Raw genomic sequence first — 23822 nt, 5'->3', positions numbered from 1 at the left:
ATGAAATAGGTGTCGGCAGACGTCCAAGAACCCTAGGAGCGGGCGGTCGCGCCCCGAATCCGTAGGGTTTCTGGGGTCGGCCACGGAACTTTGGGGACGAGTTGTACGGGCGGGACGCGGAGCTGGCGGAGATCGACCGGCTGCTCGCCGACGCGCGCGACGGCCGCAGCGGCGTGCTGGTCGTGCGGGGCGAGGCGGGCATCGGCAAGTCGACGCTGCTGCAGCACGCCGCGCGCGCCGCGGAGAGCGCCGCCGAGGACGCCGCGGGCATGCTCGTGCTGCGCGCGACCGGCGTCGAGGCGGAGAAGGACATCCCGTTCGCAGGGCTGCACCAGCTGCTGTGGCCGGTGCAGGAGCGGATCGGCGCCCTGCCGGACGTCCACGCCCACACCCTGCACACCGTGCTCGGGGTGTGCACCCCCCGCGAGTGCGGTCCCGCCGACCGGTTCGCCGCCGGCCTGGCCCTGCTGACGCTCCTCGCCGACCTGGCCGAGAAGCAGCCGGTGCTCTGCCTCGTCGACGACCTGCAGTGGATCGACCGCGGCACGACCGACGCGCTGCTGTTCACCGCCCGGCGGCTCACCGCCGAAGGCGTCGCCATGCTGTTCGCCACGCGGGACGAGACGGACGGGTCGGGCCTGCCCGAACTGCGGCCGCGGCGCCTCGCCCGCGCCGACGCGTCCCGGCTGCTGCGCGACCAGGGCCTGCCGGCCGCCCTGCACGACCGGGTCTACCAGGAGTCGGCGGGCAACCCGCTCGCGCTCATCGAGTTCGCCGCCGCGCGGCGCGGCCGCCCCGACACCGGGGTCGATCCGCTGCCGGTCGCCGACCGGGTGCTCGCCTCGTTCCGCACGCAGATCGCGGGGCTGCCCGAGCGAACCCGGCTCATGCTGCTGATCGCGGCGGCCGAGGGACGCGGGCACATGCCGGCCCTGCTGCGCGCCGCCGAGCTGCTCGGCGTGACCCTGGACGACCTCGCCCCGGCCGAACAGGCCGGGCTGGTGGAGGTGTCCGGCAGCTCCCTCGACTTCCGGCATCCCCTGGTGCGCAGCGCCGCCTACCAGGACGCGCCGTCCGCCCAGCGCATGCAGGTTCACCAGGCGCTCGCGGACAGCGCCGACGACCCGGGCTGCCGGGTCCGGCACCGCGCGTCGGCGGTCGTGACCCCGGACGAGCACGTCGCCGCCGCGCTGGAGGAACAGGCCGCCAAGGCCCAAGGACTCGCCGACTACGACACCGCCGCCGCCCTGTACCGGCGGGCCGCCCGGCTCACCCCCGGCCTGCCGGGACGCGCCCGGCGGCTGCGGCAGGCGGCGTCCGCCGTCCTGCGGGCCGGGCACGCCGAGGCCGCCCTGGCGCTGACCGCGGAAGCCAAGCGGTCCGCCCCCGACCCCGCCGAGCGGGCCCGGCTGGCGGCCGTCCGTGCGGCCGTGGAGTACGAGCGCGGCGACCCGCACACCGCCTCCCAGCTGCTCCTCGACCACGCCGCGGACGTCGAACCCGACGAAGCCGAGGCGATGCTGCGCACCGCCGCCGCCCACGCCTGGACCGCCGGCCAGGTCGCCCTGGTCCAGAACGCCGCCGAACGGCTGCGCGCACTGGGCCGTCCCGACAAGGCCGTCGACGGCCTGGCCCGCATCGCCGCCGGCGACCACGCCACCGGCCTGCCCCTGCTCGCCGAACTGGTCGCCGAGACCCGCGCCGCGGACGCCGCATCCCCGGGCGCCGACACCGTCGCCACCGTCGTCGACCGCCGCGTACAGGCCGTCTACGCGAGCCTGATCCTCGGCGACGACGACGCGACGTTGGAACTGGCCGCCGCCCACACCGCGTACTGCCGCGGCAACGGCCTGGTCGGCGCCCTGCCGGACGTCCTGCGGGCCCAGGCCCAGGCGCAGATCGCCGCCGGGCGGCACCGGGACGCCGAAAGCACCGCCGCCGAGGCGCTCGCCCTCGCCCGCGACATCGGCATGCGGCAAGTCGCCGGACGCCTCGCCGCGACCCTGGCGCGCGTCGCGGCGATCGAAGGCGACGAGCAGCGCGTGCGCGACCTGCTCGCCGACGCGTCCCCGTCGGACGCCGGGTACGTCCTCGGCCTGCTCGACCTCGGCCTCGGCCGCCACGCCGACGCCGTGCGCCGCTTCGAAGAAGTCGCCCACCACCTCGTCCCGGCCGACGCCGACCTGGTGGAGGCGGCGGTGCGCGCGGGAACCCCCGACCGCGCCCGCGAACCGCTGAAACGGTTCGAACGCTGGGCGGACGCAGGCGGGCAACCGTGGGCGCTGGCCGTCGCGGCGCGTTGCCGGGCCCTCCTGGACGACTCCGAAGACCACTACCGGGAGGCCGTCCGCCTCCACACCGAACACGGCGGCAGGCCGTTCGAACGGGCCCGCACCCAACTGCTGTACGGCGAATGGCTTCGTCGTTCACGGCGCCGCTCGGACGCCCGCGCACCGCTGCGTTCCGCCCTGGAGACTTTCGAACGTCTCCGAGCCACACCGTGGGTCGAACGCGCCCGGGCCGAACTGCGCGCGACCGGCGAGACCGGCGCGGCCGCGCTCGCCACCGCACCCGATCTGCTCGACCGGCTGACCCCTCAGGAACGCCAGGTCGTGCGGCTCGCGGCCGACGGGGTCAGCAGCCGCGAGATCGCCTCCCAGCTGTTCCTGAGCCCCCGCACGGTCGAGTACCACCTCTACAAGGCGTATCCCAAGTTGGGCGTTTCGTCCCGCAGGGAGCTGTCCCGGCTCCTGGCAGACCAAGGACGGGCCGCTTCCTGAACGGCTCCGTCCACCCAAGCCGCAGCCGCAGCGACTCCACCGCCAGGGCCCAGTGCAGGCCGCCCAAGGACGGCAACAATGGGGGCCGCCATCCCCTCCAAGTGGGATGCGCCGCGGGACCGCGCCAACCCTACTCGGGCCTTGCTGGAAAGTGACGGCTGAGGAACTCCTCCGTCAGCTGCCAGGCACGCGCCGCGGGCTCGGGCTGGTAGAACATCGGCGCCTTGCGGTTGTGGAAGGCGTGCCCGGCGTCCTCCAGAACGTGCACCACCGCGTTGGAGCGTCCCGCGGCCGCTTCCTCGACCGCCGCCACCCGTTCACGCGGGATGTACGGGTCGGACCCGCCGAAGATGTACAGGATCGGGCACCGAATCCGGTCGAACGCGTCCAGCGCGTCCGGCACACCGGACCCGTAGAACGACACGGCCGCGTCCAGGTCGGCACGCGCCGCCAGCAGGTGCGCCATCGTCCCGCCGAGGCAGAACCCGAGCGCCCCGATACCGCCGGACACCTGCGGCAGCCCGCGCAACCGGTCCAGCGCGGCCACCAGATCGTCGACGCCCTTGCCGGCGTCGAAACCCGCCGCCAGGTCGAGCGACTGCTTGATGGTCTCCTCGGTGTGCGGCACCGCCCAGCCCGGCCGCAGCCGCCAGAACAGGTCCGGCGCCGCCACCACGTAGCCGAGCCCGACCAGGTCCTCGGCGACGGCATGGATGTACTCGCCGACGCCGAAGATCTCCTGGATGAGAAGGAGGCCCGGACCGCCGCCGTCCGGAGCCCACACGTGCAGGTCGAACTCGCCGTCCGGGACCGCCACCTTGACCGTGTCGCTCATGCCAGCAGAGCGTAGACCGTGCTCGCGTGGGCGACGGTGACGTCGTCGACGGCCATCGTCACGTCCGCGAACGCCAGCGTCCGACCGATCTTGGTGATCCGCACCGTCACCAGCACGTCCTTGCCGACGACGGGCCGCTGGAACGTCGTCGACTGCTGCACGGTCGTCATCGGCACGTACCCGCCGCGCGCGCCCGAGACCGCGATCACCGTGGCGGTGTCCGCCGCCGCCATCAGCGCCTGCCCGCACAGGCTGCCGCCCTCCCGGGCCAGCCGGTCCGACCACGGCAGCCGCAGGGTGGCGTGCCCGTCCCCCACCGCCTCCACGGTCAGCCCGAGGTCCTGGATCCAGGGCGCGAAGTTGTCACGAAGAATCTGGTCGGCATCGTCAAGCGTCATCGTCATCCCGCCATGATGGCAATGGATTCGTCGCCGCGCACCAGGGGATTCTTCTTCTTTCGCCGTCCGCCCACGAAGTTTCTTGACGATCCGTTGACTCCGCCCCGAAGCACCAGGGTCGCTGGATCCCCGAACCGCTCGTCCGGACCTGGCCACCCGCTCCAGGGCGGTCTCCCACGACGCCGACCTCCAGCTCGTCCGCCCGCCGAAACCTTCTCGTCCCGCCCGGGCGCCCATCCGGATCCGCACCCCCGACACCCGCGATGACCTCGGTCACGGCAGCCCCACCTGTCTGCGCAGCAACGTCGGAAACGCCCTCACCGCCCCCCTGTGCCTCACCTGACCCCCGAGTCATACTCGGATGCGAGCGCCCAGACCGCCCTCTAGACTCTGATCGGACAGGAGCACCACCCACCGAAGGTCGGTGAGGCCGCACCACCACACACGAGGGTCGCTAGCTCAATTGGCAGAGCTCCGGACTTTTAATCCGTAGGTTGTGGGTTCGAGTCCCACGCGACCCACCACTCTTTCCCAGGGGCAACTACAAGCTGGCCCCGCCCTGCCTCCCAGCTGGCCTCGTCCCAGCCGACTTCCGCGTGAACAGGGAGCACGGCACCGCACATTCGTTCTGATGCGGACCAACCCCGCTCGCGCGGGGAGAACCCTGATGACGGTCACGTGCACTGCTGGTCTTCCGTTCTCCCCGCGCAGGCGGGGGTGGTCCGACCCAGGCCCTCGGTGAACGAGGCGACTCTTTGTTCTCCCCGCGCAGGCGGGGGTCGTCCGTCCACTTCGCCCAAGCGGGCCAGCTGGTTCTCGTTCTCCCTGCGCAGGCGGGGGTGGTCCGGGCGCCGCTGAGAATCTGGTCGAGCAGATGTTGTTTTCCCCGCGCAGGCGGGGGTGGGAGGTTCGTCCACGTGACGAGACGCTGCGTGTCCGCATGCGTTCACCGGACGCAGGCGAGGGTGGGCCAGCCGTCGCGGCGTCTTCTGTGCGGTCCGCTCGCGTAGGCGGGGTGGTTCGCAGCATTCAACGTAGCTCGCCGGTGAGCATGCCCGTTCATCCTGTGCAGGCGGGAGAGCAGGTGCGAGCGGAGCGGCGGTTGTCGTTCTGGTGCGCTGGCTCAACTCGTCAGGCGGGTTTGACGGCGGGCGCGGGTTGAGTGTTGGACGCGGACATGGCGGTCTGTCCGCGAGACGGGCGAGGGCTGCTCTTCCGGCGTCGGATACCTGTCAGAAGGTGTTTGTGCCTGTTCGGAAGTGGGCGTCGAACAGCCTGACAACACCGATCCTCTTGTGGACACGTGGGTGATTCGTGACCGTGGACTCCGCCGCGTGCTTCGACCCCCCGCTTCCGCACAGGAGAGACGATGAAGCTGCCCGCGTACGCTGCTGCCCTCGTGTCGGCCGCACTGGTCACGGCCCTCGCCGGAACGTCCACGACGTCGGCGGCGCCCGTGGCCGACGTCCGGGCCCTCCCGAACGTGAACATGGAGGCCACGGTCAAGGCCGCCCAGATCGACCCGCGGCGGCCTGACACCGCGCTGACGCCGGGCGCGAAGGCCAGTGTGCTGCTCGTCGAGCAGGCTCTGCGCGACAAGAAGCTGCTCGACGCGGAGTACGTGGACGGCCACTTCGGCACCAAGACGGTCGCCGCCTACGCGGCGTACCAGAGGTCGCTCGGGTACACGGGGCTCGCCGCCAACGGCCTGCCGGGCAAGGCGTCGTTGACCAAGCTCGGCGCCGGCCGTTTCACCGTCACCCGCGTCATCGAACCGGGCGCGCGAGTATCCACCGGCGGCGTCGTCATCAACACCCGCACGCGGGCCATGTTGACCGAGGCGGAGCGGCTGCTCGGCCGCACGTTCGTCCTCGACCAGGGCTCGTACAACCCGGGCGGCGACCCCACGTCCGCGGGCACTCACGACGGCGGCGGCGCCGTCGACATCTCCGTCAAGGGGATGGACTCCGCAACCCGCACCAAGGCCGTCCGCGCGCTGCGCCGTGTCGGTTTCGCGGCATGGCTGCGCAGCCCCGAGCAAGGCGATTGGCCGTGGCACATCCACGCCGTCGCCATCAACGACACCGACCTGTCCAGCCAGGCCCAGCACCAGGTCGGCGACTACTACCTCGGCCGGAACGGGCTCGCCGACCGCGGCCCGGACGACGGCCCCAAGGTGCCCATCCGCACCTGGGAGGAGTACCGGCGCAACTGACCCGTACCGAGGTTCAGCACATCAGAAGGAGAACGGCATGAGCACGCTCAGCAAGATCCTGACCGTGACGACGGCCGCCATCGCGTTCGGCGGTGCCGCGTCCGTCCTCGCCTCGCCCGCCTCGGCGGCGGCCCGCGACGGCAAGTGCGACAGCGGCGAATTCTGCTACTACTACAACAGCAACAACCAGGGATCGGTCTCGGACTTCACCGGCTCCGTCGCCAACTACGGGACCAGCCAGCCCTCCTGCTACGACTTCAAGGGCCCGGGCAACGGCAAAGGCCAGTGCATCAAGAACAACGCCGCCTCGGTTTGGAACCGCAGCAGCAAGACCGTCCGCGTCTACTACAACAGCAACTACGGCGGCGCCTACCAGGACTTCAAGCCCGGCGCCAAGGGCAACCTGAACGCCACCCTGAAGAACCAGAACGCCTCCCACGAATTCGCGCCGTCGTCGCGTGTGAACATGTCGTACGCGCTGTACAAGGCCAGCGGCGGCAGGGTCACCTGCGGTTTCGACGGCTACACCAGCACGCCCGGCCGTCACGAGGGCATCGACATCGCCCGCAGCATCGGCTCGGACGTCCACGCCCTGGTCGCCGGTGAGATCATCTACATCGCGCGCGGCTCCACCGGCGGCGGAGGCCTGTCCACGATCTCCATCTACAACTCCTCCTTGAACAAGACGGTGATCTACCTGCACACCGCGCCGCTGTCCTCCCTGCGCGTCGGCCAGAAGATCAAGCGCGGCCAGGTCATCGCCGACGAGTCGTGGCGCGGCATCTCGTCCAAGTCGGCCGCGCACACCCACGTCGAGATGCGGCCCGGCCGGCAGACGCACGCGGCCAAGAGCGTGAACGACCCGCACCTCGACAACCCGAACCCGACCTCGTTCTGGCACTCCCAGGGCTACAACGTCCGCTGACGCGCTGCGACTCCACCGGAAGAGGTAGACGACAGTGGCGAAACGAACAGCGCGGCTGATCTCGCAGCTCACCGCGGCGACCGCGGTGCTGGCGGCCGCCGGGGCGGTGTTCATCCCGGCGGCGCCCGCCTCGGCGGCGGGCCGCGACGGCAAGTGCGACAGCGGCGAGTTCTGCTACTTCTACAACAGCAACAACCAGGGATCGGTCTCGGACTTCACCGGCTCGATCGCCAACTACGGCACCTCGCAACCCTCCTGCTACGACTTCAAGGGTCCGGGCAACGGCAAAGGCAAGTGCGTCAAGAACAACGCCGCCTCGGTCTGGAACCGCAGCAGCAAGACCGTCCGCGTCTACTACAACAGCAACTACGGGGGCGCGTTCCAGGACTTCAAGCCCGGCGCCAAGGGCAACCTGAACGCCACCTTGAAGAATCAGAACGCCTCGCATCGGTTCATGAGCTCGACCGAGTGCAAGACGGACGGCACGCACACCAAGCCTCCCAGCACGATCCTGGTGTACCGGGTGTCGTTGAACCGCGTGGACCGGGTGGATTTCAAGGATTACGTCAAGAACGTCCTGCCGAACGAGTGGGTGCCGAGCTGGCCGAAGGAGTCCCTCAAGGCCGGCGCGATGGCCGTCAAGAGCTTCGGCTGGTACTGGGCGCTGCACTCGACCCGCAAGACGCCGAGCGGTGAGTGCTTCGACGTCTACGACACCACGTCGAGCCAGGTCTACAAGCCGGGTTCGGCGACGCCGGCGACGAACGCCGCGGTGGACGCGACGTGGAACAAGCGGATGACCCGCAACGGGAAGATCCTGCAGGCCCACTACTGCCGGACGTCGACTGAGTGCGGCGCGTGGGTCGACGGGGACTGGATGTCGCAGTACGGTTCCCGCGACAAGGCCAACGCGGGCTGGAGCTACGACAGGATCCTGAAGTACTACTACAGAGGGATCGCCATCTCCTGACCGTGACGGCGTGACCGTCCGGCTCTCGGGTCCCCGCCGCAACCCCTTCCGCGGCGGGGACCCGAGTCACTCGACGATGATCTGGAAGTTGACCGGACGGTTGCCGGGGAACGCGACCCGTCCTGCGGCGTCCACCATCTTGAACCGCACGTAACACAGGCCCGGCTTCCTCGGCGTGGTGATGTCGGTCCGGATGTCGACCATCTCGCCCGGCTTCGTGTCGTCGATCGGCACTTCGGAGATGGTCTGGCACTGGTCGGCTCGTTGCGGAAGGTCGAGGCGGCGCAGCGAATACCCCTTCCACGGCACCTTCCCGGCGTTCTTGAGCCGCCAGATCTTGGTCACGGTCTTGCCGGCGGCGACATGCGTGCAGTCGGGCAGCGTGATGTCCGCGATGAACGTGGCGGCGTCGCCCTCATGCGTCGGCGGCGCCGGCGGCGGGTTGCGCACCTGCACGGGACAGTCGGCCGGGGTCAGCGCCGCCTTCGACCGGTTGTCGGACGGCTTCAGGTCGGCCCCGTCGGCCCCAGAGCCGCGATCGACGGCGACCACGACGGCGACCGCCGTTCCCACACCGACGACCGTCGTCGCCAACGCGACCGCCGCCGGGCGGCTCAGCCGGAACCGCCGCCGACCGCTGGGAGCGGAAGGTGTCGGCCGGGCGTCGTCTGCGATGTCGTCGGGCGGTAATGACGGGCTCGCCACGGATGCGGAGGGCCCGCCGCCCCCGCCGGACGGCCGCGCCCCGACGGCGACGTCCACGGTCTGCCGGTTCTCAGCGGGCGTCTGGACTCCGTCGGGCGGACGGGCCGCGGCCGCGCCCGCGGCGGCCGCGCGCTTCCCGGCGCCGGCCGCTCTGACCACCTGGTTCGCCTTCTCCCAGCGTTCACGGTACGCGGCCGGGTCGGCGCCGCACGCCTTGACGAACTCGGCGGTGGTCGCCCAACTCGGAAGCCTGTTGCCCTTCGTGGCTTCGTGCAAGGTCGTGTGCGAGATCGCCCCCGATCGGCCGGCCATCTCACGGAAAGGCGGGTTTCCCACCGATCTCCGCAGTTCCCGAAGAGTCGCCGCGAAGTCCGCGATCGCCTCCTGTGCACGCACATCGTCCACCGGGCGAAGTTAACAGCGCGCCCGCTTCCCGCTCAAGCACGAGCCGATACCTGTGGACAACGCGGGCGCCCTCACCTTAGATCATGACCATCTGCATATGCGGGCAATCAATCTGCGACGATCGCCAGGACTTCGGTCCGCGCTTCGGCAGCCCTCTGACCAGCGAGCAAATCCTTCTATTTTCAACAAAGTCGTATATTGTTCAACAGTCTGTCGCCCTCGAGAGTCGGGCACTAACCGCACGGCTTTGCACCCCATGAGAAGCGGTTTTCCGCAGAGAAGGGGCAAGCGAACGTCTGCCTGTGCGGCCGTCGTGCGCCCAGCCGAGGCTCGGGTGGAGGCGCGACGCTCTCATGGGACGAACGGCGGCATGCGCGCCCTGCGCGCCGGGCTCGACGAGACCACACGCGTCGGCGGCCTGAGGTTCGAACGCTGAGCCCTGGGGTGACATTCGACACGCGCCCTCGCCACCGTCGGCTTCCTCACCGTCCACCTCGGCGACCGCGCCGGCGCCCACCTCCTCGGCCCCGGCGGCCTGCGCCGCCGGCCCGCCCGCACCGGCAAGGCCGCCATGCACTCCCTCCTGCAGGCCGTCCTCGACACCCCATCTCCGGCCGACGCCCGCAAGGCTCTTGGTCACACATCGAGACAGCCCGACATCACACTGTGAGAGCGTCGGCACCGTGCCGTTTCGGCAGCTCGTCCACGTTTGCCGGATGGCCGGAGGGTAGGCCAGCACACAGCGAGGTGATAGCCATGACCTACACAGCGCAGATGCTGGACACCTATCCGGCCGACATCAATCTGGAGCACGATCAGCTGTCGCATGTCATCGACGCCTTGAGCAGTTGCGCACAGGCCTGTACGGCGTGCGCGGACGCCTGTCTGTCGGAGCCCGCCGACCAGCTGCCCATGCTGGCGCGCTGCATCCGCGACAATCTCGACTGCGCCGACATCTGCACGGCCGCCGCCTCCGTCCTGTCACGTCACACCGGCTACGACGCCCGGCTGACCAAGGCGCAGGTCGAAGCGGCCATCCAGGCCACCAAGACCTGCGGGGACTCGTGCGCCGAGCACAGCGCCTCCCACGAGCACTGCCGCGTCTGCGCGCAGTCCTGCCGTGAGACCGAGCAGGCCCTGAAGGACCTGCTGCCCAAGCTCACACCCAGCGGCAAGGGAGCGGAGCAGCCTCACCAGGCGGCACCTCAGCAACGCATCTGACACGAGGCCTCCTGGCACTCGCACACCCGCCGGTGTTCTCCACGTGGTGGGATCGCTTCCGAACCCGCGGGCGCGGGTCCAGCCGCCCGCCACATCGATGACCGGCGACCTGTGGCCCGCGCCCTGCTTCGGTCGTCACGTGGTCGAAGCGCCTCAGGCCCTTGTCAGGCTGCTGAGCCCCGCCCTCGGACGGCGAGGTGGACGACCTGGGCGAGGTTGTAGCCGAGAATGCTCGCCACGTCGGGCAATCCCGGCGTGCTCAGGACCGCATAGGCTTCACCGGCGGTGAGGCTGCGATGCCAGCGGGTGTCCTCCTTAGGCTTGTCGTCATTCCAATAGGCCCGGGCGTGCTCCACGAACTTCTCCGCTTCCGCGCGCCCTGGTCCCTTGAGCCGCGCGATGTACTCGTCGAGTTCCTTCTTGCCTACGTAGGGGACGAAGGAGCTCCAGTTGCCGCCGGTGTCATGGAGCCTGGTGGCGTCCGGCTTGGCGTCCAGCGGCAGATGCAAGAACGCGCTCAGGCGCTCCAGTGACCGTTCCGGCGCCGCCATGTACTCCTCGTAACGCAGCACCATGTGGGGGAGCCCATGAGTGTTGACGGTGCGCAGAGCGTCGACGTAGGTGTCCCGCCAGATGCCGGCTCCCTGCCAGAGCTGTTCTCCCGTCCGGTTCCGGTGGCTGATCGCGAAGGCGATCGGGTTGCGCACCGTGACGATCACCTTCACCGGGGTGCGGTTGGCCGGGTCGGCGCGTTGCTGTTCGAGCGCGCGCCGGAGCCAGGCGACGAACTTGCTCCCGTCGATGATCACTGAGGCGCCCAGGGAACGAGCCAGCTGCTCGTGCATGCCGAAGATGTCGTTGTAGCTCACGCGCTCGCGGAGCGCGTCCGTGAAGTGGCGGCACCGCTTGCCGAGCAGGGAACAGGGACCGCAGCTGCGTCCGGAGGACGGATGGCTGAGCTCCGGGACCTGCGTGAAGTTGTTCAGCTCGCCGACGTAATGGGCCTTCCTGATCCGGGTGGTGATGTCGCGCCCGATCAGCGTCGATCCCGAGAACAAGGTGCCGACGACGAAGACCGACGTCAGCGACCGGTCCTGCGTCTTGGGGAACCTGAATCGGAGGTTAGCGCTCCTCCCAGGAGAGACCGGGGCCTCTTGCGTCTCAGCGTCCATTTCCACGTCCACGGGTGTGATCAGGATCCGTGTGCCCCCTACCCGTTGACGCCTTGCGGACGTGTCCCGTGGCCGGAGGAGGTCACCCCGCGATCCTTCGCCATCGGCCAAGGGAGAAGGAAGGAGATGGCCGTGCCAGATATTGTGCCCGAGCAATTCAGCGGAACTTCCCGCCTGTAGGGTGCTCGACCGGAAGCGGACGTACCGTCTTCAACCCGACTGCTCACCCACGCCGCCGCCAAGACGCCGCCGGTGCCACGCACGGCCCTCCCCCAAGGCCAAGCGCCGCTAGAGCACAAGCGGTGCGTCAAGCGGCCAACGCACCTCGCGCAACGTCGGCTCGATTCCGCCTGCTTACCCGGCATCCCACGTCACCGAGGAACACCACGTGGCGTTAGGCCGTCCCTGCACCGGTCACGTCCAAGCCCGACCCTCATCGACTGGCACAGCACATGTGCGCGTCGGTCGGCGCAGCGGCCGTGACCCAACCGAGGGTAGGCGGCGCGTCAACTACGCAATCGAGTAGGCAGCCGCGACGCGTTCGAGAAGCCACCGCTAGCTGTACTGACCATGGACGTTGGTGACGGCGACACAGGCCGATGAGCTTGAAACAGGGAGGACCTCCTGGCGTGGTGTGAGTCGACCAAGTTTCGCACCACCCGCCGGGAGGTCCTCATGCCCCACCGTAACGCCCCGCTGACCGAGCTGGGTCGTCTCCGCCTGGCCCGCTGTGTCGTGGACGAAGGCTGGTCGCTGCGACGGCCGCCGAACGGTTTCAGGTCTCGGCCACCACCGCCAAACGCTGGGCCGACCGGTACCGGCAGCAGGGCGCAGCGGGCATGAGCGACCGTCCCAGCCGCCCGCACACCAGCCCCCGGCGCACACCCCGACGGATCGAACGGCGCATCGTACGCACCCGCGTGCGCACCGGCTCGGCCCGGCCCGCATCGCCGCCCGCCTGGGCCTGGCCCCCTCCACGGTGCACCGCGTGCTGCAACGCTACGGCTGTCCGCCCCTGGCCCACTTGGACCGGGCCACCGGCCGGCCCGTGCGCCGCTACGAGCACCCCGCCCCCGGCGACCTGGTGCACGTGGACGTCAAGAAACTGGGCAACATCCCCGACGGCGGCGGCCACCGCGTCCACGGCCGCGCCATCGGCAGACGCAACAGCTCGCCCCCACCGCGATCCGGACCGGCCCCGCACGACCCCCGGCCGCGCCAACCTGGGCTATGGGTATCTGCACACCGCCATCGACGACCATTCCCGTCTGGCCTACACCGAGATGATCCTGTCCGACGAACGCCGGCAGACCGCCGTCGCGTTCTGGCAACGCGCCCGGCAGTTCTTCGCCTCCTGCGGGATCACCGTCCGGCGCGTGCCGGCCGACAACGGCTCGTGCTACCGCTCGCGGCTGTGGCGCGACACCCTGGCCGCCGCCGGGATCACACACAAGCGCACTCGCCCGTTCCGGCCGCAGACCAATGGCAAGGTCGAGCGCTACCACCGCACCCTGCTGGACGAATGGGCCTACGCCCGCCCCTACGCCTCCGAGACCGAACGCCGCGCCGCGCTTGCGCCCTGGCTGCACTTGTACAACCATCACCGCGGCCACACCGCACTCGGCGGCCTCCCACCTGCCAGCCGCGTCACCAACCTGTCAGGACAGAACAGGGTGCTCTGTTCTGACAGGTTGGTGACGCGACTGCGGGCGGCACTTCGCCAAGTGCGGTGGGTCGCGGTGATAGCTGTTGATGTGGCCATCGGCGACCAGCCGCGTCAACGCGTCCCCGCCGTACAACCCGCCGCGGTGATGACGATGTCGGCGTCGAGCCGCGCCGCGAGGAGCGCGGCGCGGCCCACTGTGTTTTGGGCGTGGCCGGCCGCACTGCGGAGGCAGGCCGCTCGAGGGGGACGCCTGGGTGTACGCGCTGGCCGTGGGGGGTGGGCGAGGGGTGTTGGTTGAGGAGTGTGGCCGGGCGGCGGGCCTTGAGCGGTGCCCGCCGCCCGGCCGTTGGTGTCAGGTGAGGAGGGCGGCCACCGCTTCGGCGGTGGCGGGGTGTTCGGCCAGCAGTGGGTTCGCCTTCGACGCGGGGCTGGACGGTGTGGGCCAGTCGGGTGGGAGCCCCAGGAGGGCGGCCACCGCGTCGCAGGTGGCGGGGTGTTCGGCGAGGAGGTCGCCTGCCGGTCCCGCGTCCGTTGCCCGGGCGGACGGGGCGGACGCCGCCGGTGCGGCCGACCATGGCGGGGTCCAGTCGTCCAGCGCCCGGAGGGTGGCGGGGAAGGTGCGGCCCGCCTCTCTGACCAGGACCGGGACCATCTCCGCCGCGTGGTCCTTCAGCGTGCCGATCAGCTTCGGCAGCCACGGGAGCAGGACCGTGTCGGGGAGCCGGGCGAACGCCTTCGACAGGATCTCCACCACCAGGGGCGCCAGCGACGGCACGGGCTCAAGGGCCTGGACGAAACCGCTCAGGTACAGCGGGAAGGACGGGACGACCAGCGGATTGTCCAGAAGGTCGTCACAGCGTCGCCGCAGTTCGTCGAGCGGCAGCAGGCCCAGCTGCGTCTGCGCCGCCCACAGGAGGGCGACCTTGGCGGGGTCCTCCGGGTGCGACTGCTGGACGGCCAGTTCGAGCTGGGTGTGGTCGCAGCCGAGGGACAGCGCCAGGTTCTCCATGCCGAGCAGGAACCCGAGCATCGCCGCGACCTGCCGCGCCCCGGTGGCGTCGTCGGTGAACGCGGTCGGGAGCAGCGTGCAGTAGTGGGCGTACCCGGCGGTGACGAACGCCTTCAACCACTCCGGCAGTTCGGGCTCGGTCGTCTGGTAGTAGGCGAGCAGCATCCGGGCGCGGCGCAGCACCTCGGGGGCGTCGTCCACCGTGCGTTCGGCGGACAGGAGTTCGACGGCGCGGGCGCCGAGTTCGTTGGTGAAGCGCCTGCTGTCCAGGTAGAGGAGGGAGTCCTCCACGGCGGCGAGGGCGCCGGCGGCGGTCGCGTCCGGCGCGTGAACGGCTTTGCGGAGCCGCTGTTCGAGCACCTGCTCGACGGTGACGCCCTCGTAGCCCAGCTCGACGATCGCCCGCATGTTCCGGCCGATCGCCAGGTCCCAGCTCTCCTGGATGGCGCGTTCGCCCAGGCGCCGGGAGCCCATGATGGGCTCGGCGACGCCGTGGGGCAGCAGGCGGCGCAGGATCCAGAGCAGATCCGAGCAGGGCCGCAGGTGCGGCTCGGCGTCCAGGTCGAGCAGCGCCCGCTGCTTGGTGCGCTTCTTCAGGTCGAGGCAGAGCGGTCGCAGCCGGTCGAGCACGTCGCGGGCCAGCGGCGGGAGCGCGTCGTAGCCGACCTTGCCGACCCGGTCGCCGCCGAGCAGGATCTCGCACAGGCGGGCGATGTCGCGGCGGCCCGGCACCGTGTCCTTTTCGATGCAGGTGACCGCCGCGTCCTGGAAGTCGTACGGCGTCGGGCGGCGGCGTCCGCGGATGCCGGCGAGCAGGACCGACGTCTCGTACACGGCGATGGCGTCGGCGGTGCTGGCGGCGTAGCCGTTCTTGCGGGCCAGTCGGACGATGTCGACGCACCAGCCGAGCAGCTCCTGCTCGTCGATGCCGTGCGGGGTGGGCGCGGTCGTGAGGAACTGCGACAGCCGGTCGGTCACCGTCACGGTCGGCTTTGTGGGCTTGACCCGCGCCTTCCTCGGCGCCGACGCCGTGAGGCGGAACGGCCTGATGCCGCTGCGCTGCAGCGCCTTCGCCCAGGTCGCGGCGGCGATCGACACGGATCCGGGGGCGAGGCCGAACTGCGCCTCGATGGCCGAGTGGCTCGAGGGGATGAGCCCGTACTGCCACTTGGTGGCGGTGCGCGGGCTGATTTCGAACGTGCCCGTGGCGCCGTGCAGGCCGAACTCCGCGACGCGGCTCGCCGCGTGGAACGCGCCGCACACGTACAGGCAGTCGGCGGGGTCGGCGCCGGAGGACGCCAGGTGTTCGCGGATCCGCGTCCACATGTAGCGTTCGCGGTCCTCGTCCACGCGGGTGCGGGCGGAGCCCTCCGGGCGCAGCCGCCGGAACAGGCTGCCGATCAGCACCATGACCTGCCGGTAGGTGTCGTAGTCGGCGTCGACCAGCGGCTGTTCGACGTACTGGTCCCACCACTCCGACCAGTGCCGGACCTTGCCGTGGTGGAGGAGGTGCTCCTCCAGTTCGGCGAAGCGCGGGCGCAGGTCGCCGATCTCGACGCCGACGGCGTCGCCGTGCAGCGCGGCCTCGTCGTCCGCCGAGCCGCTCGAGTCGCCCGAGTCGGAGTCGTCCTTGTCGGCGTCGCGCGGCTCCCACTGGAAGACGTGGTCGGTCGACCGGTCCACCAAGACCAGTTCCACGCCGGAGGTGGTGAGCGCGTACGAGATCGCCTGGTATTCGGCGGACGCCTCGGTGATCGGCGCGATGACGCTGAGCGGCGCCCAGGACTCCGGGAAGCCGTCGATCTCGGAGGCGAACGACTGCAGGGCGACCGGCAGCGTGCAGTTGCGCAGCTCGTCCAGCAGGGGCCGCAGGTCCTCGCAGAGTTCCAGGTAGATGACCTTCGGCCGCTTCTCCCGCAGCCGCCGGACCATCGCCGTCGCCGAGGACGGCGAGTGGTGGCACACCGGGAAGATCTCCAGGGGTTCGCGCAGCGCCCGGTCAACGTCCTCGACGATGCCCGCGAGGATGTCGGAGAGGGGGCCGGCGCCGAACCGTTCGGCGGCTCCGAGCAGTTGCTCGCGGAGCCGGCCGAACGGCCCGGCGGCCGCGTCGAGGCCGGGCACCCGGTCCGCCGCCGGGCCGTGGGTCGCCGTTCGGTTGGTCATGTCGTCATCGGTTGCGGGCTTGGTCATGACAGCTTCGCCAGCGCCTCGCGGCCGCCCTCCAGGAAGCCCTGCCACGGGCCGGCCTCCTTCTTGCTGCGCGGTTCGATGACGCCGTGCCAGAACTTGTTGAGGATCGCCAGGTCCTCGGGGGCGCGCCGGGCCAGCGACCCGACGAGGGAGGACGCGAGGGTCTCGGGGCGCAGTTCGCGTTCGCCGAAGAACTGGCTGTGCAGGATCGCGTCCTCCAGCACGCCGATCTGCTCGGCGGTCGACAGCGCCGACTCCAGCTTCTCGTCGTCGCTGCGGGCGGACGCGGCGGCGGCGCGCAGGTCGGCGAAGCTCTGCAGCAGCACCTCCAGCAGCGACGGCGCGACCTCCAGGTCGATCCGGTGCCGCTTGAGCAGCTCGGCGGTGCGGAACCGGACGATCTCCGCCTCGGCCTTCTTGCTGGTCACCACGGGGATGCGCACGAAGTTGAAGCGCCGCTTAAGCGCCGAGGACAGGTCGTTGACGCCCCGGTCGCGGCTGTTGGCCGTCGCGATGATCGAAAAGCCCGGCTTGGCGAAGACGGTGTTGTCGGTGTCCAGCTCGGGGATGGAGATGTACTTCTCCGACAGGATCGAGATCAGCGCGTCCTGCACGTCGCTGGACGCCCGGGTCAGCTCCTCGAACCGGCCGATCACGCCCTGCTCCATCGCGGTCATGATCGGCGAGGGGATCAGCGACTCCCGGGACTGCCCCTTGGCGATCACCATGGAGACGTTCCAGGAGTACTTGATGTGGTCCTCGGTGGTGCCGGCGGTGCCCTGCACGACCAGCGTGGAGTTGCGGCAGATCGCCGCCGCCAGCAGCTCGGCCAGCCAGGACTTGCCGGTGCCGGGGTCGCCGATCAGCAGCAGTCCGCGGTCGGACGCGAGCGTGACGATCGCGCGTTCGACGAAGGTGCGGTCGCCGAACCACTTCTGCGGGATCTCGCGGTCGAGGCCGTCGGAGCGTTCGGAGCCGAGGATGAACGTGCGCACCATCCGCGGGCTGAGCCGCCACGAGAACGGCTTGGGCGCGTCGTCGACCGATTCCAGGTAGTCGAGCTCGTCGGCGTACTTGACCTCGGCCGGGGCGCGCAGCATCTGGTCGGACATGTCGGCGGTGACTCCTCTGCAGGGTGTTAGGGGATGGTCAGGCGAGAAAGTTCTTCAGCTCGAAGACGAGCTTGTCGATGCGGCCGGAGAGCACGGGCGTGCCCAGCTGCTTGAGCTTCTCCCGGAACCAGGGGTCGACGCTGGCCTGGCCGGAGCTGTTGACCGAGCCGACCGGGATGAACTTCACCCCGGACCGGTGCAGCCCGCGGAACTCGTCGAGGAGGCTGCGGTCGTCGTAGAAGTCGGAGATCCACACCAGCACCGTGTTGCGCGGGTCGGTGATCTTCTCGCGGGCCATCCGCAGGGCGACCGGCCCGTGCGTCCCGCCGCCGAGCGTGGTGCGCAGCAGCACCTCGAAGGGGTCGTGCACCCACGGGGTCAGGTCGATCGCGCGGGTGTCGTAGGCGATCAGGTTGACGTCGACCTTGGGCAGCCCGGCGAAGATGGACGCCAGGATGGTGCAGTTGACCATCGCGTCCACCATCGACCCGGACTGGTCCACCACCACGATCATCCGCGCCGGGGTGGTGCGGCGGGCGGTGTGCTTGAAGAACAGCCGGTCGACGTAGAGCCGCTCGTCCTCGGGACGGTAGTTGACCAGGTTCTTCCAGATCGTCCGGTCGAGGTCGAGGTTGCGGAACACCCGCTTGGGCGGCACGCTGCGGTCGATCTTGCCGACGCTGGTCTGCTCCACCCGGGTCCTGAGGACCTCGGCGACCTCGTCCACGAACCGTCTGATCAGCGCCTTGGCGTTGGCGAGGGCCTCCCCGGACAGATTGTGCTTGTCGCGCAGCAGCTGCTCGACCAGCGACATGCTCGGGGTGAGCCGGCGCGCCAGCCTCCGATCGGCGAGCACCTCGCGCAGCTGCATCCGCCGGACGAGGTCGCCCTCCAGACTGGCCAGCAGCGCATTGAGGTCGGCGTCGGTGACCTCGAACCCGTTCCCGGCTCCGAAGCCGCGCCCCGGCCCGGGCGTCTGCCCGGTGTCCTGGCCCGTGCCGCCGCCCTGACCGGTGCCGTCGCCCTGACCAGGGCCGTTCTCCTGCCCGAGGCCGCCGAGGACGCCCGCGCCGAGTGCGCGGCGCAGCCACTCGGCGTCGCGCTGCCAAGTGGCGAGCTGCGTCGCCGACACGTTGCCGGTGCCGGTGCAGAACGCGTTCAGCAGCAGCTTCGACACGACGGCCGTGCGGCGCACGCGGTCGACGCCGTCGCCGTCGCCGCCCGCCAGCGGGTCGCGGAACTCGGGCTCGAGTTCGGGGAAGCGCTGCAGGACGGTGTCGACCGAGACGCCGGGGTCGAGCAGCGCCGTCGGCAGCCCGCGCTCCTGGACGACGGCGACGCTCGCCGTCTCGAGGGCGTGCTGCTCCTCGACGTCGAACACCCTCGCCAGCAGCCGCCAGAGCAGCACCTGCCGGCGGACGTCGTCCTTTCCGTTCGTGCTCATTTCCGCAGCAGCTTTCCCGCGCGTTCGGTGAGGACGGCCACGGCGGACCCGGACCGCGCCAGGGCCTTGGCGGCCTTCGGGTCGGTGGGGCCGAGCGCCCAGTCGCCGTTGTGCGCCTCGACCGGTTGCTTCTTGGCGACGCTCCGCACGGCGAGCGGCTGCAAGGTCCAGCGTCCGGCGTCCCAGCGCAGCAGTCCGATGCACGCCGTGGACGCGTTGACGAGCTGGGGGGTGAGCGGGCCGCTCGGCGGCAGCCGGTCGGCGTCGACGTCGATGGCCGCGCCGCCCAGGTCGAACGTGCCGTCGCGCTTGGCCTTGTAGCCCTCGACCAGCACCGGCTCGGCGATCCGCACCGGGTGGCGGTCGAGCGGAGCGACGGCCGGGGCCTCGGCGTCCGGGAGGCGGACGCGGGCCGTGGCGAACGGGTCGGCGGGCTCGCCGGCCTTGGCGCGCTCCTCGTCCCACAGCAGGTCGCCGTCGGCGGTCAGCGGCATGTCGGCGATGTCGACGGCGCGGCGCTCGGCGATCGCGGCCAGCAGCGTCGGGTGCCCCGACAGCAGATCCCACACCTCGGGCCCGACGATGGTGTCGACCTTGGCGGCGGCGACGGCGGCGCGGACGAGCCGCACCGGCCCGTCGCCCCGCGGCTCCAGCACCGCGTGCAGCTGCGCCTGCACGGCCGTGCCGTGCTCGTGGACGTCGACGCCCAGGGGCAGGAGCCGTCCGGAGACGGCGGCCGCGCCGCCGGTCCAGCTTCCCGAGTGCGCCAGCAGGACAGCGCGCGTCCACAGGTCGGCCCAGCGGCGTTCCGGGATCCGCTCCATCGTCGCGACCGGGCAGGACACGCGCAGCTCGGCGGCGAGGCCGTCGAGCAGGACGGCCAGGCGGCGCAGCCGCGGCTCGGCCCACAGCGCCTCGAGCGTCTGGTCCGCGGCCGACACCAGCTCCTCGTCGACGCCCCGCCAGCCCGCGATGGCCAGCTCCCGCAGCCAGGACCGGGCCCCGGCGAGCAGGTTGGCGGGAGGCTCCTGCGCGTCCGCAGGGTGTTCCTCCCACTCCGCCCGCGTCCGGCCGAGCGCGCCGTCGAGCCGGGCGAGCAGCGCGTCGTGCACCGCGCCGAGCAGCGCGGCGCGCGCCCCCGCCAGCGCCGACAGCTCGGTGTCGCTGATGGACCCGACGGCGAGCTCGCCGCACGCGTCCGCGGCCGCGGCGCCGAGCGGCGACGCGCTCACCGCCCCGGCCAGCGCGTCGACGGCCTCGCTGTGCCGCGGCCCGAGCCGGGACAGGCCGTCGGCCAGCGCCGCGTCGAACCCGGCGACCGCTTCCATGGCCTCGTCGACGCCCGGCGGGGTCTGGACGAGTTCTGCGAGTTGCACTCCCTGCATCAGTGGACCGCTTTCAACGCCGGGAACCAGTGCATTTCGGGGAGAGGCTCCGAGCCGGCCGGAACCTTCAGATAGGTCAGATGGCGCAGGAACCGGCTGAACACCACGGCGGCCGGCGCCTTCACCAGTTTGCCGTTCAGGAGAGAATGCAGATCATCTCCTTCGGCGGCCTCGACTTTCAGGTAACGCGCGACGCGTTCGAGGCCGTACTGCTTGACCGCCTCATCGATCAGCGCCTTGAGGTGTTTGCAGTGAAAGGAGCCTTGGGCGCCGCCGCACGGCCGATTGTTGTTGGTGCTGCAGTTGAAGTCGTGCGTCTCCGCCTCGATCGACGAAACGTACACCCGGGTGGCGCTGGAACCGCTCGACACCACCCCTTGCAGCCGGCCTTCGGCCAGTTCGACGAACGGCACCTTGGCCAATTTGCGTGGTCGGATGGGCGGCACTATGCGTGCCACGCTCCGCTCCTCCCACCCGGCCTCGCCGGAACTCATGGAATGCGACCTCCACCCTCGTGGGCCGTCGGACGCCGGTAGTTCTACCGGCCCCCACTGACACGATCACCGAGTCCCGGGATTCATCCAGGTCACCGCCCGGTTCTCCCGCCCCGCGCGCCCGTCCGACGCCCGCCCGTCCGGCGGCCGCGGCACCACCCAGCCGCCCCGGACGGGCACCCCGACCGCCCCGCCCCCGACGACCGCCGACCCGGCGACGCCTGGACGGCCCCGGAGACGTGGCCAGCCGTCGGCGCCGCAGGTCACGGGCAGGCTCTGTGGACGCGTGCTGCTGCCCCAGCGCCACGACCGCCGACGCAGCGGGTCCCCACGCCACCTAGGGCTGGGCGCCGCTCGCGCCCGTCCGCCGACTGCCAGGACGGCGAGCTCGCTGCCAGGACGGGTGAGCGCAACACCGCTCCGGCGGCTGCCGTAGAAAATGGGCCGGACCTTCATAGCCGAACGGCGAGCACAATCAAGCGACAGAAGCTATGCAGCCGAACCGATGTCGCGGTCGGAACCAGGTGTGCAGACGTCGCGTCTAATCCAGACAGCAACATCGGCGATTGCGTATCTGGTTGGGCCTCGTGCAGACGGTCCCCGCCAGCACAAGAATGACCGATAGCGCCGCCGAACGCACGGCGCCTGACGGTGGGCCCATGCGGCGGTGATAGCCAATAGCGGGAGGTGATGGGGATGGTCGTCGCACACATCTTCGGCATCGCCCTGGGCATCGCGTTCATCTACGGCGGTGTGCACGAGCTGGTCCAGCGCCTGCGGCTGCAACGGAAACTGGTGCGAGCGCAAGGAGTATTCGTCGGCCATGACGATGTAGCTGCGCACGGAGCGGGCATACACGCTCGCGCGGGACGCTTTCGATTCGTCACACAGGATGGGCGCACTGTGGAGTCAGTGAGCGCCATGTATTCGTTTCCGGGCCCCAAGCCGGGACGGCCCGTAACGGTCGTCTACGATCCCGCACGCCCCGAACGGACAGCCGAACGCCTCGGTGTGCACCGCTTTTTGCTGGTCGCGGGAGGCCCCATGCTGATGGCCATCGGCATGGCAGTGTTGATAGTGAACGTCCAGGGCCTTTGAAGCACAGTCGCCCCTACATCCGTGAGACCGGACGCCGCGCCGCACTCGCGCCATGGCCGCCCATCACACAACCGTCGTTGCGGTCGCGTCCACCCGCTAGCCGCGTCGTCGACCTGCGAGATGTCGGGGGACATGACATTGCGGGCGGTGGAGTGACCTGGAATCCAGGCGAGGAGCCGGCGAGCCGTTGCACTGGCGTTGGTGAACCGGACCGTGCCGAGGTCCGGATGCGGTTGGCGTTTTCACTCGCCCAATGACAGGGAGCGGTGACGTCCTGCTGTCGCCGCGGTACGGAGCAGGTGATGCCCCGGCACCACGGCGACGAAGTCGTCCGTCTACACGTCGGCCGATCAGCCGTCGGAGAGGATCGGGGTCTGCCAGTCCCGCCATTCGGCCAGGTTGCCGGCCTTCTTGCTGGAGATGCGGAACACGCCGGTGGCACTGCCGGTCTTCAACAGGAACTTCTGGATGTTCTGCTGCAGCGGGGTCCGCCATTCGGACCGGCTGGCGCAGTGGGTGCCGTCCTGGACGTCGGACCAGTAGGTGATGTTGTCGCCCGCGCCGAGCGCCTTGTAGACCTCCGCGCCGGCCAACGCCGCCACGCTCCCGGACCGGGCGGCCAGCCAGTCGATGTGCGGGTTCTCCATGATGAACAGCCCGCGCGGCGCGATCATGCCGACGACTTCGTGCGTGTCCACCGGCAGCGCGGTCGGGTTCCCCGTGTAGGAGCCGAACGCGTCACCCAGCCACGGCTGTTCGTTGTAGGCGCTGCTCAGCGGCTGGGCGCCGCTCTCGCCGGGGATGCCGCGGAAGATGGGAAGGCCCGCGCTGCCCGGCTCGATCGGCATGGTCAGCGCGATGCGCTGGTCGAACGCGCCGGTCACGAACGCGCCCTTCCCGTACCGGGAGCATCCCGTGACGCCCATCGCGTCAGCCTTGAGGATGGAGCCGCCCGACTGCTCGATGACGTCGATGATCCGGCTCGCGCCCCACGCCCAGGCGGCCAGCAGCCCCGTGCTGCTGGAGGAGCCGTAGATGCTGTAGAACGCGCCCTGCTTGTTGCTGCGCGGCGTGCCTTCTCTCCCGACCGCGAGGGGGTCGTAGTTGATGACGGCGGCGCCGGCGGCCCTGATCGTGGCGGTGTCGGCGCCGAATCCTCCCAAGACGATGACGGCGGGGAACGGCCCGGTGCCGCTCGGCAGTTGCACGGAAGCCGAGAAGCCGACGCTGCGGCCTTGGTGCGTCACGTTCACGGTGATGGAGTTGCTGGTGACCGTGCCGGTGACGCTGTCCGGCTTCGGAGGCTTTCGGCCGTAGACGGTTCTCTCCGCCAGATCCTTGATCTCCGCCCGTCGGCACCGCCAGTCGGACTTGGCGGTGATGCGCGTGCCGTCGATCTTCCTGAAGGGGTCGGGGAGTCGGCTGTTCGACGTGGGCGGACCCGGGTCGGGCACCGGGCAGTCGGCGCCGTCGTCCTCGACGGGTCCGGCGGCCGCGCGGGCCGTCTCGGCCGTGGCCGCCGCCGTGCCCGTTCCCGCGAACGCGAGCGCCGCCGCTGCGGACAGGACGACCGCGGAGCGGATCCCGGCTCGACCCCGACTGGTGATCACTGGGCTCTCCTTCCGGGACGCGACGGAGGCCGCGCAGCGACACGTTGATCATCAATGCCGGCAGGCCGAGTTTCGAGCGGCGCGACAAAACCTGTCAATGCCGGACGGGTTCCGACGGCGTTTTTCATGGCGCCATCGCAGGCGTTTCGCCCGACGCCGCAGAAGAGGACGATGTCGATCATCCG

General features: G+C 70.5%; 16 protein-coding genes, 1 tRNA gene and 1 pseudogene. 8 read left to right on the top strand and 10 right to left on the bottom strand.

Translation table 11 applies throughout. The annotated features are described in order from the left end of the window. Nucleotides 1-101 precede the first annotated feature (101 nt). Nucleotides 102-2780 (top strand): helix-turn-helix transcriptional regulator, encoded by a 2679-nt coding sequence (locus AR3_RS00215; RefSeq protein WP_067906667.1) that lies wholly within the window; start codon nt 102-104, stop codon nt 2778-2780. A 130-nt stretch (nt 2781-2910) separates the two neighbouring features. Here the strand turns inward: AR3_RS00215 and AR3_RS00210 are convergent, their stop codons facing one another. Continuing rightward, nucleotides 2911-3615: a dienelactone hydrolase family protein gene (locus tag AR3_RS00210; RefSeq protein WP_067906665.1), complete on the bottom strand. Its 705-nt coding sequence runs from the start codon at nt 3613-3615 to the stop codon at nt 2911-2913. Beyond that, nucleotides 3612-4019: a PaaI family thioesterase gene (locus AR3_RS00205; protein ID WP_067906662.1), complete on the bottom strand. Its 408-nt coding sequence runs from the start codon at nt 4017-4019 to the stop codon at nt 3612-3614. The genes AR3_RS00210 and AR3_RS00205 overlap by 4 nt, the downstream gene beginning before the upstream one ends. Nucleotides 4020-4461: 442 nt before the next feature. Here AR3_RS00205 and AR3_RS00200 point away from each other — a divergent pair. The 4 genes from AR3_RS00200 (at nt 4462) to AR3_RS29160 (ending at nt 8123) form a co-directional block, all read left to right on the top strand. Further along, nucleotides 4462-4537 (top strand) — tRNA-Lys (locus tag AR3_RS00200). Between the two features lie 845 nt (nt 4538-5382). Continuing rightward, nucleotides 5383-6228, top strand: coding sequence for a peptidoglycan-binding domain-containing protein (locus tag AR3_RS00195; protein WP_067906660.1), 846 nt, complete (start codon nt 5383-5385; stop codon nt 6226-6228). A 37-nt stretch (nt 6229-6265) separates the two neighbouring features. Further along, on the top strand, nt 6266-7153 hold the full coding sequence (locus tag AR3_RS00190; protein ID WP_067906657.1) for a peptidase inhibitor family I36 protein: 888 nt from the start codon (nt 6266-6268) through the stop codon (nt 7151-7153). A gap of 34 nt (nt 7154-7187) precedes the next feature. Beyond that, the gene (locus tag AR3_RS29160) at nt 7188-8123 is read left to right on the top strand and encodes a SpoIID/LytB domain-containing protein (protein WP_083950773.1); all 936 of its coding nucleotides are present in this window, start codon (nt 7188-7190) and stop codon (nt 8121-8123) included. 66 nt (nt 8124-8189) lie between these two features. On the opposite strand, the gene AR3_RS00180 is transcribed toward AR3_RS29160, so the two are convergent. Continuing rightward, a complete protein-coding gene (locus AR3_RS00180; protein WP_146150275.1) occupies nt 8190-9104 on the bottom strand; it encodes an NBR1-Ig-like domain-containing protein in 915 nt (304 codons plus the stop codon). Between the two features lie 885 nt (nt 9105-9989). Here AR3_RS00180 and AR3_RS00175 point away from each other — a divergent pair. Continuing rightward, the gene (locus AR3_RS00175) at nt 9990-10454 is read left to right on the top strand and encodes a four-helix bundle copper-binding protein (RefSeq protein WP_067906866.1); all 465 of its coding nucleotides are present in this window, start codon (nt 9990-9992) and stop codon (nt 10452-10454) included. Nucleotides 10455-10618: 164 nt separating this feature from the next. On the opposite strand, the gene AR3_RS00170 is transcribed toward AR3_RS00175, so the two are convergent. Then, nucleotides 10619-11638 (bottom strand): sulfotransferase family protein, encoded by a 1020-nt coding sequence (locus AR3_RS00170; protein WP_067906652.1) that lies wholly within the window; start codon nt 11636-11638, stop codon nt 10619-10621. Nucleotides 11639-12301: 663 nt separating this feature from the next. Here AR3_RS00170 and AR3_RS00165 point away from each other — a divergent pair. Continuing rightward, nucleotides 12302-13293 (top strand): annotated as a pseudogene (locus AR3_RS00165) (IS481 family transposase); the annotation flags it as partial. A gap of 351 nt (nt 13294-13644) precedes the next feature. On the opposite strand, the gene AR3_RS00160 reads toward AR3_RS00165, so the two are convergent. Genes AR3_RS00160 through AR3_RS00140 form a run of 5 tightly spaced genes read right to left on the bottom strand, consistent with a single transcriptional unit; the run spans nt 13645 to nt 20893 of the window. After that, nucleotides 13645-16494 (bottom strand): DUF5682 family protein, encoded by a 2850-nt coding sequence (locus tag AR3_RS00160; RefSeq protein WP_227023188.1) that lies wholly within the window; start codon nt 16492-16494, stop codon nt 13645-13647. Then, a complete protein-coding gene (locus AR3_RS00155; protein ID WP_067906650.1) occupies nt 16491-17606 on the bottom strand; it encodes an ATP-binding protein in 1116 nt (371 codons plus the stop codon). The genes AR3_RS00160 and AR3_RS00155 overlap by 4 nt, the downstream gene beginning before the upstream one ends. Before the next feature lie 37 nt (nt 17607-17643). Continuing rightward, nucleotides 17644-19050, bottom strand: a complete 1407-nt coding sequence (locus AR3_RS00150; RefSeq protein ID WP_067906648.1) for a vWA domain-containing protein — start codon at nt 19048-19050, stop codon at nt 17644-17646. After that, a complete protein-coding gene (locus tag AR3_RS00145; protein ID WP_067906646.1) occupies nt 19047-20435 on the bottom strand; it encodes a hypothetical protein in 1389 nt (462 codons plus the stop codon). The genes AR3_RS00150 and AR3_RS00145 overlap by 4 nt, the downstream gene beginning before the upstream one ends. Then, complete coding sequence (locus AR3_RS00140) at nt 20435-20893, bottom strand: hypothetical protein (protein ID WP_313819553.1); 459 nt, start codon at nt 20891-20893, stop codon at nt 20435-20437. The genes AR3_RS00145 and AR3_RS00140 overlap by 1 nt, the downstream gene beginning before the upstream one ends. Nucleotides 20894-21625: 732 nt before the next feature. Between AR3_RS00140 and AR3_RS00135 the strand changes: the two genes are divergently transcribed. Further along, nucleotides 21626-22027 carry a DUF3592 domain-containing protein gene (locus AR3_RS00135; protein ID WP_169803766.1) on the top strand — a complete coding sequence of 134 codons (402 nt, stop codon included), beginning with the start codon at nt 21626-21628 and terminating at the stop codon, nt 22025-22027. 350 nt (nt 22028-22377) lie between these two features. On the opposite strand, the gene AR3_RS00130 is transcribed toward AR3_RS00135, so the two are convergent. Continuing rightward, nucleotides 22378-23637 (bottom strand): glucuronyl esterase domain-containing protein, encoded by a 1260-nt coding sequence (locus AR3_RS00130; RefSeq protein WP_067906640.1) that lies wholly within the window; start codon nt 23635-23637, stop codon nt 22378-22380. Nucleotides 23638-23822: the final 185 nt, after the last annotated feature.

Source organism: Actinomadura rubrobrunea NBRC 15275, assembly GCF_001552235.1.
GTDB classification, from domain to species: Bacteria; Actinomycetota; Actinomycetes; order Streptosporangiales; family Streptosporangiaceae; genus Spirillospora; species Spirillospora viridilutea.
Note: the sequence above shows the minus strand (reverse complement) of the source record. Positions and strands in the feature narration are given on the sequence as shown.